This window comes from Fructilactobacillus frigidiflavus (assembly GCF_044054575.1).
Classification (GTDB): Bacteria; Bacillota; Bacilli; order Lactobacillales; family Lactobacillaceae; genus Fructilactobacillus; species Fructilactobacillus frigidiflavus.
Genome location: NZ_CP168716.1, coordinates 1,127,028 through 1,142,285, shown reverse-complemented (window position 1 = coordinate 1,142,285; position 15,258 = coordinate 1,127,028). Strand labels below are relative to the sequence as shown.

Here is a 15,258-nt window from a genome sequence, read left to right as displayed (position 1 = left end):
GTGTATCTATCGGGGTCGTTATGGATTCGACGGGTATGGTTCGTGCCTGAACTGCACTTCGTACTGCGATGCGTTAAATCGTCCAGTTTAATTATAACTGCAAAAAATAATAACAATTCTTACGCCTTAGCTGCCTAATAAGTAGTCGACGTAGATCCAACTAATCTTGTCCATGGATTAGATTTGGGTCCTAAATTAAGTGGACTCACGCTTTTATACTCCCATCTGAAGTATGAAGAAGAGAATAATCAGATTAGCTTTTCATATTAGCCTTGATTAATGGCGTCATGATTAGTGAAACTTAAATGATTAGTCTATGAGTGTAGACGTTCAGGTGGCGACATACTCGGACGCGGGTTCAAATCCCGCCGACTCCATTTTTTAGCTCTTGTCTGTTATCATCAACGCTTAAAACGTTGATATAATAGGCTTTTTTTATTTCTTGATATTCATACGCCCCCATATAATCATATTAAAACGTAGTCAATAACGTATTCAAAAACGTATTCAATTTTATACAACATATTTAGCAACTAACATAATTACATAATCGTGGGGGCGATATGCAAAACATCATTCTTAATTGAGTGGTGTTTTTATTTTGGCCACGATCATATAAACATCATCCGTGGTCGTTGCGGACGACTTCGAAAATACTTATATATCATCCGTAGTCAATTTAATTGACCACGAAAGTAATTAATACAATTAGTTAAGTATTGAGATTAGCGTAAAACTTCGCTCATCTTTTTCACTGCCGAATTTTCGGCCGTGAGTTGTTTTGTCATCCGCGGTCACTGTCAGTGACTACGAAACAATTAAATCATTTAGGGTCGTCCCAAACGACCTTAACCAACTGATTAATTTTAGGTCAATAACGTTGACCTTAACCAGTCATACATAATCAATAGCCAAATCATCATAGAAAAACAAATCAACCATATTGACTTGTTTTCACATCACACGTAGTGATTTGTTTTGATAGTTATCATCACACTAAAAAACACATCTTTTAAAAGGATATGTTTAAACGTTTCTCAAATCATCAGAAATACACATCAACCATATTGATTTGTTTTGATTGCTAGCCAACGTGTCTTATAAAACAGGTTATTTTAAATCACTTGTTTTTTTAAACGGCTCTCAATGCCCAATAAGCAAAGCTAAACGGATGAACTACCGACCGCACGAAATCATGCAGTCAAAAAGCCTAAATTTATCTATTACAACGTTTGATGTAGGTTTTTACGTAGTTAAATCACTTCTTAGGTCATTTTTTCCACGCTGTAGCGGTTTTATGTTGGGTTTTGATAAGTTTCTAAATCCACCAAATGGATTTAGCCATATCTGCTAAAGGGATCATCAAAACGGCGACCCATTTAAATTCTCTAAATCGACCAAAACGATTTAGAAAGTCCGTTATCCTTTGAAAGGATAGCCAAAACATTCGCTCTTGTCTGAAACAATAACCAAAGCATCAACCTTTTAATATCTGCCCAATCTGCCCCATTCTTATATAACCCCTTTTATATATATATTATTTTTTGTAGGGGAATTAGATAAAGTAGTAACATTTTTGGGCATTATGTAAGGTTTTGACAAGTTTTAACTCTGATTATTTTGACTGCGATATTTTGCGCAGTGAATTAATAGCATCCGCTATGCTTGATTATCAGTTTATACATTACTCATATGGCTATGAATGGAAGTTATCAACGGATGCCATAAGAATTACAACGATCATAGCAATTCGGCTACTTGGGTTGTATGAATGGCTAAATTAGGGCATAAAAAAAGAACAAGTTATAACTTGTCCCATTCAAGGTTAGATATATTAAATGTTTTCCCATATTTTTCAACAAATTCATCTTTTAATTTATCAACGACTTTAATTTCTTCACTTGTCAATAAATCCACACAAAATTTATCATCACCAGGAAAACTAAAATTAGGAATTATAATTTTATATAAGGTTTCCAATTCATCATCACTTAATATTGTATTTCCTTTTTTTTGGCTAAATATAAATGTATCTAAAGTGCTAATTGCATTACCTGACATTTCAGAAGTTTTCATCTTTAATTACCAACTTTCCGCGATTTAATACCACTATAATACCATTATTTGTTAAATAGGCATCGATTACCATTTGCATTGCTAGTTATATATTTACTTGTGGTTACTTTCAATTACTAGTGATTTTACTTTTAATCATGGTTGCAAATGCTGATATAGCAACACCAATACATACAGGTTACTTTTAATTTACTTTTGACGGCTGAAAATTCAGCTCTCTTATAATTTATGTTTGATATTTGTTTGATTTTGCTTATAAACGTTGTTATATCAACACTTTTTATATTTGATTTATGTTTGATAACTCCCAATTTAAACAAAATAGCCAAAATGTAAAGATTGCTATGGATATTTGATAATCAGCTTTAGCAAATAATGCCATTCGTTTCGCTTTACGTTTCATTTGAAACGAATAAAAACAAAAAGCCCACCACCAGTTAAGGAAGCGGACTCTTTACGTCCCGATACATAAGGAACTTTTGAAATTATAACGTTATTTTAACTTGGTTACTAGCTTGAGTACCAACTTGGCTACTAGGTATAACCTAAGGTCGCAAAATACAACCCCAGCCATTTGCTCTACATTTCTAATCAAATTAATACTCTGATACTGGTTTAAAGGATTTTCTCTCTAGTTTCTCTCTAGTTTTGCTATACGTTTTCTATACATATTTAGGGGAGTGGTAAAACGCCACCCCCTTATTAATAAAGTCATCCGAAATCTAACGCACTGATCCAGTGCATCAGCTTTTGACCTAAGGCGGTGTTTTACCGTCTCAGCTCATCAGTCATTACTTAGGGTATCGCGAATTGCTACCCCCTTTTACTTGTAAACATGTAAATCAATCAAGCTCAAAGCTCTATCAGCAAATTTTAACAGTTCTTTATTTTTCAATCGGTAATACTGGGCTGATGAAACGTTTTCTAATTGCATAATCTTTATGGCACTAAAGCCATTCACATAACAATTAAAAAGGATATGCGTTTCATCCCCATCAAAGCCCTTGAGAACCTGTACAAGGAATTTTAACGTTTCCCTATACTTCATTAGTTTGATTACTCTATCTTCGCTACTGTTGCCAACACCTTTGCTAAATGGCATATCTGATATGGTTGGCGATTGTAACTGACTTGCTGAAATTCCGCAGATATCCATTAACTTTCTAAAGTTAGTATCAAGATAATCACGTACATTTTTTATTGTCTTTTTGTCGTCGATGCTTTCAAAGTAACTAACCATATTAACCACCAATCTATATAAATATTCTTAATTTACGGATGCTATTATTAGCCCTTATTTTCCCATTTAAGCCACTTTGACTAATCAATATATAAGATATCAATTTAACAGTTATCTTATGAATATGGCTAAGCTACCTACTGAATATTAAGGCTAGTACGTCATTTGTACTCTAATAAAATAATTAAAAACTTTATACTTTGCTAGGGGGAACTGTTGCAACATTTAACAACGTGCAACCCTTGATATTACGCCATTTATCAATAGCAATTAAGATAATGCAACGCTTGCAACAGTGTTGCGTTTCAAAGTGCAACATAAATGCAACGTTAGGCATTCGTTACATAACAATCTAAAAATAAGTTGATAGCTTGTTTTTTAAGTCGGTAATAATGGGCAACACTTAAATTCAGCTGATCCATAGCATTCTTATTGCTGCCATTAAGATAAACGAGCTTCAGTAGTTCATATAATCGATTATCAAGGGCATTGACTGACTTTAAAGCTGAATTAACTTTCTCAATCTCTGAAATACAGTTATTTCTAGCTTCGATTAACTCATTTTCATCAAATATCATTGTATAACTGCTATCATTCCTAACATCACTAATACAATTAGCAATATTCTTGGCTCTCACTCTAAAAATAGCGTAATCTTCAAAAATTCCCTTGATCTCTTTATATGCTTCTCTGTCAGTTCTCATCGTGCCACCAATTAAAAAGTACATCCGTTACTAAAACAGATGTACCTTAATTCTTTTATTCTAATTATAGCAAAAATAGCTATTCTTTACGGTCGTTGTCTTCGCTACCTTGAGTTATGGCGTCTAGCATTCTATCTATTGCGGATGTCTCGCTATCATCATTTAAAGCAGTTAAGTATTTGTATAACCGTTCTTTGGCTCTGTCGCTACTTTTTAACTTTACTTTGATTGTGTCATCACTGCTGATAACTTTATCAAGCGTGCTTGTGTCGACACTTCCCGAGTCCTTTAAATGTATATCAGTTACACGGTCGTATATCACATTACCATTAGTATCAGTCTTAACTTCTCCGTTCTCATCTACTAACGGTACTTGGTGGGCTTCCCAGTCGACAACATCCCCAATATCTGAAAATGCTATCTTTAAATCTTCCCTAATCAAATCTAATGTATCAAGTATTAAATCATTAAAGTACCTTGCTTTATGCTTGCTAACGACTGCCTTAATCTTGGGCATGTTTAGCATTCTATGACTCTCAACCCTAGCAGTTCCATATTTGCAGTGATACACCTTAATATACGACTGCGTAGCGTTAAATGATTGGATGTAATACATACAAAATAGCTTTTGTTTCTCGGTCATGGTTTGATTATGCTTTATGTCATGATCTAATAACTGCCTTGTTTTACGAACCCGAGCCGTACTCTTGGAATTGCCCCAGTGCTTTCTAGCTTTCCAACTTCTGACAGTTGAAGCAGTTACTCCAAACATCCGCCCTATTTCTTCGTAAGACTTGCCCGCCATATATTCTTGTTTAGCTTTCTCGTATTTATCCATTGATGCCCCTTTCTTTATTCAGATATAGCAAAAGGGATAATTAACCGTTAAAATCTTGGCTACATTATCCCTTTTATTTATGCAGTTGGGAGAAGTTAGAAAAAAAGTAGTTACAAGTTACAAAGTTCTTGTAAGCACTGGTATCATTGGGTTTATACGTGTAACTAGTTGTAAAAAAAGGGTTACAAGTGTTACCAAAGTAGTTACAACTTAAATTGTTTTGTAACTCCTTTTAAGAAAGTAGTTACAGTATAAGCATTGATATATCAGCATTTAAAGGCATTTTGTAACTACTTTCTAATATTATTAATCTACCCACGTAAAACATTTATATACTTTTTTCTCTTTCGGTAAATCTAACCCAAAATTGAACTCGTTTTCTTGTGGTATCTGTTTAATCATTTCCACATCATCGAAAGTTAAACGATTGGACTTAATATCTAAGTTTGAAAATTGTTTCGCAACTCTCTTATTAAGTCTAATCTGCGTTAAATTGTTTCGTTCGTCGAACCCGTTTTCTTCTCTCCATTTCTTATAAGCAGCATATGCCCATTTAGTAGGGATAACGTTAAAATTATCTTTAGTAAAGAATGAATTAATAAATTCAGCCGTTGGGTCTAGTTCTGCCGTATATTCATCTTTGGCAGCTCTTGAAGCGTCTGGAATATCAAAATTAGTAAACCCGGGTATTTCCAACGCTTCTTTTAGGATATACTCCAGTACTTCGGGGCGTTTGATGTAGTCATCCTTAATCTTCCAGTTATCTTTATTTGTTCCGTCTGGTGTAAAGGTTGCATTAAATGGAATGATTAACACACGTCGAGAAAGCCCCCCAGTACTCACAAAATAAGGCAATTCGTTAAATGATTGGATAACCGAGCAAGTGAACGTGTACGGATAAGCCGCAACTCCCTTGGGGTTTACTAGAATACTATCACCACTTACAACACTGTTAAAATTGCTATTATCTTTAATCGCAATCGCTTTGGGGTTATCATCTCCAATTAATAAAGCCTTATCTACCGCCGTAGATAGTGAGAACTCTCCCGCAAATTGCATTAATTTTAAAGTTGAGTAGTTACCTTTACCCACAAGATTTTGTAGTAGGCTTTGAAAAGTCCCTTTTCCGTTATTTCCTTGTAGATTACCTTTTAAGAAGATAGCCGTTCTGTGAGTAAAATTAGCATTAACTACATCACGGATGACCTGCCAAAATGCGTTGACTATTTGTTTATCCCCACAAGCCAAATCATCGAACCACTTTTCAACGTTCCACCCGTTTATATTGGGAGCTTTGGCGTCCTTGTTGTAATTCGTGTATATTTTGCTCTTGATATAGTATTTATGGCTAAATGGTAACAATTTACCTTGCTTCAGGTCATACATTCCATTATTAACCGCTATCAAATTTTTATCAGTATTAATCGACTTAATGCCCCGCTTGTATGCGTTGGTGGTTAGCAATGAAATTACGTTATTACATCCGCCATCTGTCATTGTCGGTAACACTTGCCGTATGATCGTACGCAGTTGTAAAAAGTTGTAGCTGTAAATTCCCGCTATCGGGTCATAGAATGCCACACGAGCGCTCTCTTCTTCACTGAATAGCCCAAAATATAAATGCCGTTCTAGAATGTTGACGGCGTCATTACTTGATAGCTTGATAGTGCTAGGGTCTTTCTTCTCACTTTCAGTTAGTTCATTAACAGGCTTGCTCATTCTTTCAGCCGTACGCTGATTAATTCGGTCGGCTCGTTCTTCTCTTGTTAAACTTGCGTCTTCTTCCAAACATTTATATAATTCTGCGGATGTCTTGAAATCTTTCTTGTTTCGTAACTCAAGGGCTTGGCTCACTTTGGCAGCTTGCTCTTTTTTTATAATCTCTTGCCCTCGTTGGTCATCTTTTAAATTAATTAGCTTGTTTGTCATTGTTGGCGTCCTTTCTATACACAGAATAAAACACTGATTTTACTTCTTTCTCATTTAGCGGCTTTGTTAGGTTCATGTTGGCGAATTGTAGCAATTTGAATACTGAATTGGCATCTAGACCACTATTTAACCACGTCCCGCATACTCTAGTTAGCCAATTATTGCGATTGCCTTGGCTTGTTCCTTGCATTAGTTCATCGAGCTTTTTAACCCAGTAGCTAGCTATTCGCTTTTGGCCTGTGGCTTTAATTGCATTAGTCGAATAGTTATTCTTGCGTTCATCTTTTAGGAGCTTTAACGCCCAATCTGGGGCAACTGGGACGCTTAGAAGTGAACCATTACGGATGTTATCGTAGTAATTGATACATACAGTTTTGATCTCGACGCCTTTAAAAGGTTGGTAGGTTGCTTTTAGGTTTTTGGCGAATAAGTCGGGCAATCTTAAAAAGAAATGATAACCGTTGTTCGGAGTCTTCTCATATACACAAGTTTTAAGAAATTCCCGTTGTTCATCCGTAAAATTTGCCTTAATGGAACGGTTGCCGTCATTGTTCCCATGATTATCAACATCAATCACTATTAATTGCTTGCTATCCAATCTAAAGCCCCAACTACACTTGGGAAAACGGCTCTCCCACTCCCAAACCTTTAATAAATCTTTAGTAGCTGACTTATAGCCGTGTTCTGCGAGTGGTCGCTTTCCATTTACGGGGAATACTTCAAAGCCATACTTTGTTAGTTCATCAATTCCCATAATGACACCCTATTTGTTTAATACGCCTACACGTCCGTTGGTTGAATGCTTAGCGTTGGTTTTGTTGCTCTTGAATAGGTCTTCGATATCACAACCCAAATCAACAGAAGCCTTTTCATCATCTAGGGACTTACTTAAAATAACATTTAGTAGATTAGCAACATCGTATAAACCGCTTGTATCGTCGTTATTCATCGCTTTATCAAGGCTATCAATTCCCAACTTAGCGAGTGATCCGATTACGTCGATATCGTCGCCGATTTGTTCGTTCATTTTTAAGATTGCGTTTAGTTGTGTGTTTTCGTTTGTCATTTTTAAAATCTCCTATTAGTTAAGTTCAAGTAGTTAGTTATTTTTTCTTTTATAGTGTGCAATAAGTGAATTTAAGGGCGTTTTTACTCGTCCGCTAGCTCGTCATTGAATTCACTTAAAAACTCGGTAAAGTCATCACTTGTTAAGGGCATATAAATAGAGCCCCAACACCAAATATAATAAGTGTCATTCTTTTCAACAATTTCATTAACTTTACATAGATACTTAAATACTTCTTTATCCATTTTCTTCAAGCCGTTCATCATTTCATAAATTGATACATCTTTCTTCATTGGGTTACCGTCCTTTTATTTATTTAATGGCGATTTTTTGGTATAATATAGAAAAAGCTTGTCGTTCACGAGCTTATTTAACTTAATATGTTGAAGTAGTCCTTAACCGCCAAAGTTAACGGGACTATTTTTTTACGCTTTTTTCCAATTTTATTCATCCGTTCCAGTGATATTTTTTATCTTGTCAGCAACTTAATTGCGATATTGCTAAACTTTCCACCGTTTCTTAACTCGTGGATAATAGCAGTTCTTGCTTTATTAACTCGCTTCACGTCATCCGCAGATAGAAACAAAGTTACTACTTTACCGTTAGGAATATTAAGCTGCTCCCGTAATTGCTTGGCAGATTTCCCGAGTGATGCCTTATAAGATAAATCAAAATACTTTTTGTAGTGCCGTTCTTGATCGTGCTTCTTAATCTCACTTCTTAAAGTTTTGCTTATTTGCTTTGTCTCTTCGTCTTCTTCAATCTTGGGTACTTCGTAGGTACTTTTAACTAAGTCGGTACTGAACTTTTTTACAACGCTATTTGACCGCATAAACACAGTAGCTAAGACTGCTTGGGGTTGATTTAGAAGAAAGATTTTAGCCCCATTCTTTCCCCGTCGATAGTTCAACTTTTCACGGCTCACGTTCTCAAGCTCTGACTTGTTACGTCTGATTACTTGATTAACCATAGAATGGTTAAGTCCCACTTCTTCGCCTAATTCGTCAGCGTTTACGTAGGTGGTTCTGTTGCTATCTAATTTTTTAAATAATGTACTAGTTGCCATAGCGTTCACTCTCCCATTTTTCTACATAGTCGGCATACTGGTTATAAATTTGTGCCATTTCCCGCATTTGATAGCTCTTGAATAGCAAAAACACTACTTTTACATAATCATCAGTACGGATAAGCTCACAATCGCCCCTAATAATGCCTTTAATGTTATTTGTGCTAACTCCTGTAATTGCTGAAATGTCATCAATCGTTAACCCTTGGTCGCACATCGCACGCCTAAACATTTTCTTAACTTCTTTAATTTCCGTTAGTTTCATAACAAGCAACCTTTCAACTCAAAACCGTATCTAAATTAATGACTTTCGGAGTCATCCGCTCTTTAATCTCTTGATAACTCAAATTCTGATTAAGTAACCCAACTAGTTTCACTTTTGCATTGTTTACTTTTTTGAATTCTTCAATATCAAGATATGTTGATATTTCGGCATTGTTGGGGATATTCCGCCGTTTTCTTAACTGATTGGTACTGATCCCAATGGCTGACTTGTAAACTAGCTTATTAAAGTTGGCATAAGTAAATTTATTAACTTCTACATTGTTTTTAATGGCGTCGCCTAGTTGCTTGCTGATGTCTTTGCTGAAGTCATAAATCATTTTTCTTTGATTTTGTTGGATCCTAACTTTAAAAAAGCTATCAACTAGTTTTTCTTTAAAGTCTGCCACCCGTTCGGTATTTTTTAAAAAAGTTATTAATAGTGTCGCTTGGCGTTCTGATAACATATAGATTTTTTTAGGGTTGGCTCCTGAAACTTCTTTTTTAAAAAGCAGTTTGCTCTTGCGTTCCAATCTATCTTTATATTTATTAATCATGCTATTTATATGTTTATGCGAAACTTGGGCATAGCTTGCGATAATATCCGCCGTTGTATAAGGTACTCCGTTTATACTTTGGTCTGACAATTTAACTAATTCCATTGTTCTTGCTCCTTTCTCATGTCGTGCATCTTTTTTATAAACTCTTGCTTTAGATCCATTGATTTTGTTGTATTCTTCATCAGTAGCACAATTAGCATGGCTTGCGGTTCATTTAGGCTAAAGCAGCTTATACTGCCGTCAGCGGATGTCTTGAACTTCAAACCGCCATATTTGCTAAGGCTTCCAGTGTATTCATCAATCAACCCGTTAAGGTATTCAGTTGATACGTCGGCTCTTTTAGCCAATTCTGCCGATGTTGTGAATGTTTGTAATTCCATTGTTAGCCCCCGATTATTTGACTTGATTTGATTAGTTCAAACTCGTTGATAGTTTCAAAGTTAACGGATGTCGACCAACCGCCATTAATCTTCTTTGTTTCAATTCCATTGATCGCGATATGATTATTTAATCTGCCTTGTTCGGCTAGCCATTCGCTAATACTGTTGTTCACTCCGCCTAGCGTTGTAGCTTTAAATTCCATTATCATTGTTAGCCCATTCCTTTCATGCTTAGGGAATATATAGCATCTCATCAGTTGCAACGAACCCATATTCGATACTTACAACTGCGTTACATTCGGTTACTCTGATATTTAGATGTTTAACGATGATTGGCGTTTCACTTTTAGCCAACCAGTTGTTAAATTTCTCTGTTGCTTCAGCAATATTTTTGGCTTCAAATCTATCAAACATCTTATATCTCCCGTTTAAAGTGGTTTCTTCTATTTCTGCGTTCCTGTGCTTCTCTCTTGCGTTTACTTTCTTGGATGTCATACATTACTAGAAACCCTAGAAATGCCCCAGTTAAGAAGCAAAAGACTTGCTCAAATGTTACATATGCCATAGTTATTCACTCTCCTAAAACTTAATATGTTTGTTATCAATACAGGTCGTTTTAAACGTCCTGTTTTTTGTTGCAATAATCAGCCCCCACGGTTGATTTTTAGCTTTTAAAAGTTGTCTGCTATGAATTTATCTAGATCACGCTTTCTAATGACGTAAACGCCCGAAAGGTCTTTCATTGGAACGTGTAGCTCGTTGAATTTAGCTTCTGAGATGTTGCCTAAGTATTCCCGCATTGCTTTTTTGCCTTTGAGATATTCTTTCTCACTGGTAGTATTACGCTTAGCAGTTTCAACTGCTTCACTAACCAATGCAGTAAGTTTGATTTTTAAATCATCCGCATCATCAATATTTAAAATAATGTTGAATGGCGGTGTCTGTGTTTGTGCTTCCATTGCTTTCAGCCCTTTCTATACTTCTTGTTTAGTCAATTCGTTGATTGCATCTAGCACACGCTTTTTACGGTCTTCTCTTAGCGGTGTACGTAACCAAACGCTAAAACGCCCGTCAGTAATGCCGACCTTATTGGCAACTTCCCAATTTTTTAAACGGTTATCAGCAATCTTTTTTCTGATATCTAAATTTTGCATAAAATAGTACCCCCCTCTAGATTGCATTTAATTTTTACAATAATCTAAAATGTTGAATTTATTTTTTCAACACAATAAATATAACTTATGTATTTAGTTTTTGCAACAAGTTGTGTTGTTGTTTTTAATTTTTACAAATGATATGATAACAACAATAAGAAAGGCGGTTTTTATGTTAAATTCAAATTTAAAAAAGATAGTTGAAGATAAAAAAGTATCTATAAATAAATTTTCAAATGAAATAGGCATCTCTAGGCCAACATTAACTAAAATTATAAGTAGCGACGTTGTCCCAGAAGAAACAAAGATCAGTTCACTTTATAGGATATGTAAAGGTTTAAACCTTCCGTTTAGCTCTGTTTTTTATTTTTCACAAAAAATAACGAGTCATGATTTATTTACAATTAATAAATCAAACAACAAAAAAGGCGACAAATTTTATATATTGAATTTATTTATAGAAAATTCTAATGTTCCTTTAGTTTTAATTGGTTATAAAAAAGAAACTAGTAACGATAGCACAATGCAGAAAGGCGCTTATTTTTCTTTTGCAACAATGAAAGATATTGGCAGCTTACAAATGATGGCTATTGTATCTAGTGAAAAATATTTAACTGATTTTTATGATAATTTCCCGAAAATTCCAAACTTTGAAAATACTTTAAATTCTGATAATGATTTTATGAATTCTATTGATGGTAATTTTAAGTATGAAATTTTAAACCTTTTAAATTCCATATTTTCTAAAAAACCTGATTTATTATTTCCCCAACTTTACGACTATGAAGCGTACAATTTCCCACTTGGAAACGATGCGGCGGGTGTAAATGAATTAGAAAGCCATCTAAATAAAGATGGATCAAATAAAAAACCAACCACTGCCGATAAAGATCACTATTACTTTTATAATTTTCTTACCGGAAACGAAAACTTAAATATAGCCTCTATTAAAATGGATGAAGAATTAAATAAAATAAATAATGATAATAAGTACAAAGGTATTAACTTTTTTGATATAAAAGATGTTTATAAGGATATTTTTAAAAATTAAATAATCTTGTTACCCCTTTTACCGTTGTTACCAGTTTTAAAATTCTGGTAACGCACTTAAACCCAGTAATACCAACGGTTACGGTCATCGTGTTACCAGTTACCGCTTTTTTTGGTCGTCTACGCTTTTTTATTTTTATCATGATTTTTGTAACTACTTTGAGAGTTCTGTAACTACTTTTTAACAACCAATTACACGCCTAAGCCTAGTAATATCAACGGTTGCGGATGTTTTGTAACTTGTAACTACTTTTTTTACAACTTCCCCCAACCAGTTTTTTATAATTTAAAATGTTAGTCCTTGCGTTCCAATGTTAGTGCTTGTTTCAAAGGGCTAACGTCTACAAAGCCAGTCATAGCAAGTCATCCCGCCAATATGTTAAATGTTAGCCCTAGATTTGCAACTTCTCTCAAATGCTTTTTATACATAATCGCCCCCACGGTTGTTGTAGGAGGATGAAGACAATGGCAATTTCTCAATATGTAGACAAAAAAGGTAACAAATTTTATAAAATTCAAGTGTATCTAGGCAAAGACCCACAAACTGGAAGAGATAAACGTACAACCTTACGAGGTTTCAAAACTAAGACACAAGCTAAAAACGCTAGCATTCAAGCTAAACTAGATTTTATTAATGGCAAACAAAAAAAGCCCCAAAATAGGACTTTTAAAGAAGTATATAAAGATTGGTACGAATCTTATAAATTAACAGTACGAGAAAGCACGATCGCCCGAACTGCTGGAATGTTTAACAATCACATTTTAAAGGCTTTCGGGGATAAACGTATAAACACTATTACTACTAGTGATGTTCAAAGGGCTATTAACAAATGGTACAAGATAACCGACCGCAATTATAAGAAGTGGTTTAACTATACGGGCTTGGTATTCAAGTACGCAATCAAAACAAAGATCATCACTGAAAACCCTTGTTCAATGGTTACAATTCCTAGAAAGCAACAGAAATACGGTAAAAAGAAAATTAACTTTTGGGATATCAACCAATTAAATAAGTTCATGAATTGCATTGATCCCGATAAGGAACTAGAAAAATATACATTGTTTAGGGTTCTCGCCTATTCTGGTATGCGACGGGGCGAACTGTTAGCCTTAAAATGGCAAGATATCAATTTCAGTAAATCAACCATAGATATCAATAAAACAGTTGCTCAAGGTTATGGCGGTAAGCAAATCATCCAACGTACAAAGACTAATGCGGGCTATCGTACAATCACAATGGATAAAATAACCATGAAGTACTTAAAGAATTGGCGTGTAGCTCAAAAAAAGCTATATATGATGTATGGCTTTAATACTATGAATAAATCGCAGTTAGTTTTTTCCAATAGTAAGAATAAACTTAAATCATTGAATACCCCGCTCAAGTGGTTAAATGCAATCATTGAAAAGAACGGACTAGCAAAGATTACTATTCACGGCTTCAGACACACCCACGCAACTATATTGGCAAGTAACGGGGCTTCTGTTAAGGAAGTTCAAGACAGATTAGGACACGACGACGTAAAAACCACACTTCAAGTCTATACTCACATCTCGGAAGATGACCGCCGTAAAACTAGCCAAATCTTCAGCGATGCAATGGATGGCTAAAATTCCCAATCTAGAATAAAACGTATTCAATAACGTATTCACTCAAAAAATAAATGACAGCAAAAGCCCTACGGATGGCGTAACGACGGTATTTATATAATTGTTGTATTCGATACCCGCCGACTCCATTTTTTATAAATTGCTTGGTATCATTAGCGGTCAAACCGTTGATATATCAAGCTTTTTATTTTTCTTCATATTCACATAAAGTTAAGAAATGGCATTCACTTTTACAACAAAAAAAGCAATTCAGATATACTGAACTGCTCACACATAATATATAAATAATTTAGTTTAGCTTTTGGGGTTGGCGTTAAGAATATCACTATTAATTTAGTGGTGTTTTTTATTATATCATCCGCAACCATAGCAAATATAAGTATACGGATGTCCTTATTAACTCTTACCGTGTTTAACGTTGGTTTTTCCTTGGTTAAATCACTTTTTAGGTCATGCTTCAGCATTTTTATATTAGGTTTATCAATATCAGCCATTAATTAGTTAGGTTTTGATAAGTTTATGTATACTTTTTTACAAGTAGTTTTTATCTTAGGGTTGATAATGGTTAGCCAAAGGCTTTCGGTGCCTATTAGAAAGGTGCAACATTAATGCAACCACGGACGCAAAAAGGTTGCAACGATGTTGCATTTTTTGAAACGTTTAAAGTGAAACTCGTTTCATTCCGTTTCAAAATTAAAGCGTAAAAAATATGCATTTTATCTAATTAATCGCAAAATAAAAACACCTAAAATTATTGTTGGTGTTTATTTCTTTTGATACTTTCCCTAGCCGCTTTCACAACAGCATCATATCCCGCCTGTTGTTCTGTTGTTAGTTTATCAATACCAGGCTTTACTACTATCGCGTCGCCGTCGTGGTACTTCCACTTGTCCCCTGAGTGGGGCTTATGTTTTTTATCTGCCATGTTATTCACTCCCTTAAATATAATAAAAAGCTTACCTAGTAATACAACCATTGTATATTTACTTTCAATTACTAATGATTTTACTTTTAATCATGGTTGCAAACATTGATATATCAACACTTTTTATATTAGGGTTACATTTGATAGCGACCAATCTAAACAAAATAGCCAAAATGTAAAGATTGCTATTGATATTTGATAACTAACTTTAGCAAAAGCCGTTATATGTTTATATTTAAAACAAAAAGCCTACTACCAATTATGGCAGTGGGCTTTATTTGCATTTATATAGTACGTAATCAGCGTACAAAGAGACAACTTCCGATGTCTCACCTACAACTATTAGTATATTAATTTTTATGTCATTGTCAACAACTTAACAATATTGATATACTTAA

19 protein-coding genes and 1 other RNA gene are annotated in these 15,258 nt (G+C 34.6%); 3 read left to right on the top strand and 17 right to left on the bottom strand.

Annotation, left to right across the window (positions count from 1 at the left end; all coding sequences use genetic code 11):
• The first annotated feature begins 11 nt into the window (after nt 1-11).
• Nucleotides 12-380: a transfer-messenger RNA gene (ssrA, locus tag ACEPSS_RS05720) on the top strand.
• A 1,423-nt stretch (nt 381-1,803) separates the two neighbouring features.
• Here the strand turns inward: ssrA and ACEPSS_RS05715 are convergent.
• From ACEPSS_RS05715 to ACEPSS_RS05640, 16 genes are all read right to left on the bottom strand, one after another.
• Nucleotides 1,804-2,076, bottom strand: a complete 273-nt coding sequence (locus ACEPSS_RS05715; protein WP_395318196.1) for a hypothetical protein — start codon at nt 2,074-2,076, stop codon at nt 1,804-1,806.
• Between the two features lie 823 nt (nt 2,077-2,899).
• A complete protein-coding gene (locus ACEPSS_RS05710; protein ID WP_395318194.1) occupies nt 2,900-3,316 on the bottom strand; it encodes an ArpU family phage packaging/lysis transcriptional regulator in 417 nt (138 codons plus the stop codon).
• A gap of 329 nt (nt 3,317-3,645) precedes the next feature.
• On the bottom strand, nt 3,646-4,020 hold the full coding sequence (locus ACEPSS_RS05705; protein ID WP_395318192.1) for a DUF1492 domain-containing protein: 375 nt from the start codon (nt 4,018-4,020) through the stop codon (nt 3,646-3,648).
• A 79-nt stretch (nt 4,021-4,099) separates the two neighbouring features.
• Nucleotides 4,100-4,858 carry a terminase small subunit gene (locus tag ACEPSS_RS05700; RefSeq protein WP_395318190.1) on the bottom strand — a complete coding sequence of 253 codons (759 nt, stop codon included), beginning with the start codon at nt 4,856-4,858 and terminating at the stop codon, nt 4,100-4,102.
• A gap of 306 nt (nt 4,859-5,164) precedes the next feature.
• Nucleotides 5,165-6,787: a DNA primase family protein gene (locus ACEPSS_RS05695; protein WP_395318189.1), complete on the bottom strand. Its 1,623-nt coding sequence runs from the start codon at nt 6,785-6,787 to the stop codon at nt 5,165-5,167.
• The gene (locus ACEPSS_RS05690) at nt 6,768-7,541 is read right to left on the bottom strand and encodes a bifunctional DNA primase/polymerase (protein ID WP_395318187.1); all 774 of its coding nucleotides are present in this window, start codon (nt 7,539-7,541) and stop codon (nt 6,768-6,770) included. Before ACEPSS_RS05690 ends, ACEPSS_RS05695 begins: the two co-directional genes overlap by 20 nt.
• Nucleotides 7,542-7,550: 9 nt before the next feature.
• Nucleotides 7,551-7,853 carry a hypothetical protein gene (locus tag ACEPSS_RS05685; RefSeq protein ID WP_395318185.1) on the bottom strand — a complete coding sequence of 101 codons (303 nt, stop codon included), beginning with the start codon at nt 7,851-7,853 and terminating at the stop codon, nt 7,551-7,553.
• An 83-nt stretch (nt 7,854-7,936) separates the two neighbouring features.
• Nucleotides 7,937-8,146 (bottom strand): hypothetical protein, encoded by a 210-nt coding sequence (locus ACEPSS_RS05680; RefSeq protein ID WP_395318184.1) that lies wholly within the window; start codon nt 8,144-8,146, stop codon nt 7,937-7,939.
• A gap of 176 nt (nt 8,147-8,322) precedes the next feature.
• A complete protein-coding gene (locus ACEPSS_RS05675) occupies nt 8,323-8,919 on the bottom strand; it encodes a hypothetical protein (RefSeq protein WP_395318182.1) in 597 nt (198 codons plus the stop codon).
• Nucleotides 8,909-9,184, bottom strand: coding sequence for a hypothetical protein (locus ACEPSS_RS05670; protein WP_395318180.1), 276 nt, complete (start codon nt 9,182-9,184; stop codon nt 8,909-8,911). Before ACEPSS_RS05670 ends, ACEPSS_RS05675 begins: the two co-directional genes overlap by 11 nt.
• 13 nt (nt 9,185-9,197) lie before the next feature.
• Complete coding sequence (locus ACEPSS_RS05665) at nt 9,198-9,842, bottom strand: Rha family transcriptional regulator (protein ID WP_395318178.1); 645 nt, start codon at nt 9,840-9,842, stop codon at nt 9,198-9,200.
• The gene (locus ACEPSS_RS05660) at nt 9,833-10,120 is read right to left on the bottom strand and encodes a hypothetical protein (protein ID WP_395318176.1); all 288 of its coding nucleotides are present in this window, start codon (nt 10,118-10,120) and stop codon (nt 9,833-9,835) included. Before ACEPSS_RS05660 ends, ACEPSS_RS05665 begins: the two co-directional genes overlap by 10 nt.
• Nucleotides 10,121-10,122: 2 nt before the next feature.
• Nucleotides 10,123-10,329, bottom strand: coding sequence for a hypothetical protein (locus ACEPSS_RS05655; protein ID WP_395318174.1), 207 nt, complete (start codon nt 10,327-10,329; stop codon nt 10,123-10,125).
• Between the two features lie 22 nt (nt 10,330-10,351).
• A complete protein-coding gene (locus ACEPSS_RS05650) occupies nt 10,352-10,534 on the bottom strand; it encodes a hypothetical protein (protein ID WP_395318172.1) in 183 nt (60 codons plus the stop codon).
• 257 nt (nt 10,535-10,791) lie between these two features.
• A complete protein-coding gene (locus ACEPSS_RS05645) occupies nt 10,792-11,079 on the bottom strand; it encodes a hypothetical protein (protein WP_395318171.1) in 288 nt (95 codons plus the stop codon).
• Between the two features lie 15 nt (nt 11,080-11,094).
• A complete protein-coding gene (locus tag ACEPSS_RS05640) occupies nt 11,095-11,274 on the bottom strand; it encodes a hypothetical protein (protein WP_395318169.1) in 180 nt (59 codons plus the stop codon).
• 172 nt (nt 11,275-11,446) lie between these two features.
• Between ACEPSS_RS05640 and ACEPSS_RS05635 the strand changes: the two genes are divergently transcribed.
• Nucleotides 11,447-12,325, top strand: coding sequence for a helix-turn-helix domain-containing protein (locus ACEPSS_RS05635; RefSeq protein WP_395318167.1), 879 nt, complete (start codon nt 11,447-11,449; stop codon nt 12,323-12,325).
• Between the two features lie 464 nt (nt 12,326-12,789).
• The gene (locus ACEPSS_RS05630) at nt 12,790-13,935 is read left to right on the top strand and encodes a tyrosine-type recombinase/integrase (RefSeq protein ID WP_395318165.1); all 1,146 of its coding nucleotides are present in this window, start codon (nt 12,790-12,792) and stop codon (nt 13,933-13,935) included.
• Nucleotides 13,936-14,686: 751 nt separating this feature from the next.
• Here the strand turns inward: ACEPSS_RS05630 and ACEPSS_RS05625 are convergent.
• Nucleotides 14,687-14,860, bottom strand: a complete 174-nt coding sequence (locus ACEPSS_RS05625) for a hypothetical protein (protein WP_395318164.1) — start codon at nt 14,858-14,860, stop codon at nt 14,687-14,689.
• Nucleotides 14,861-15,258 lie beyond the last annotated feature (398 nt).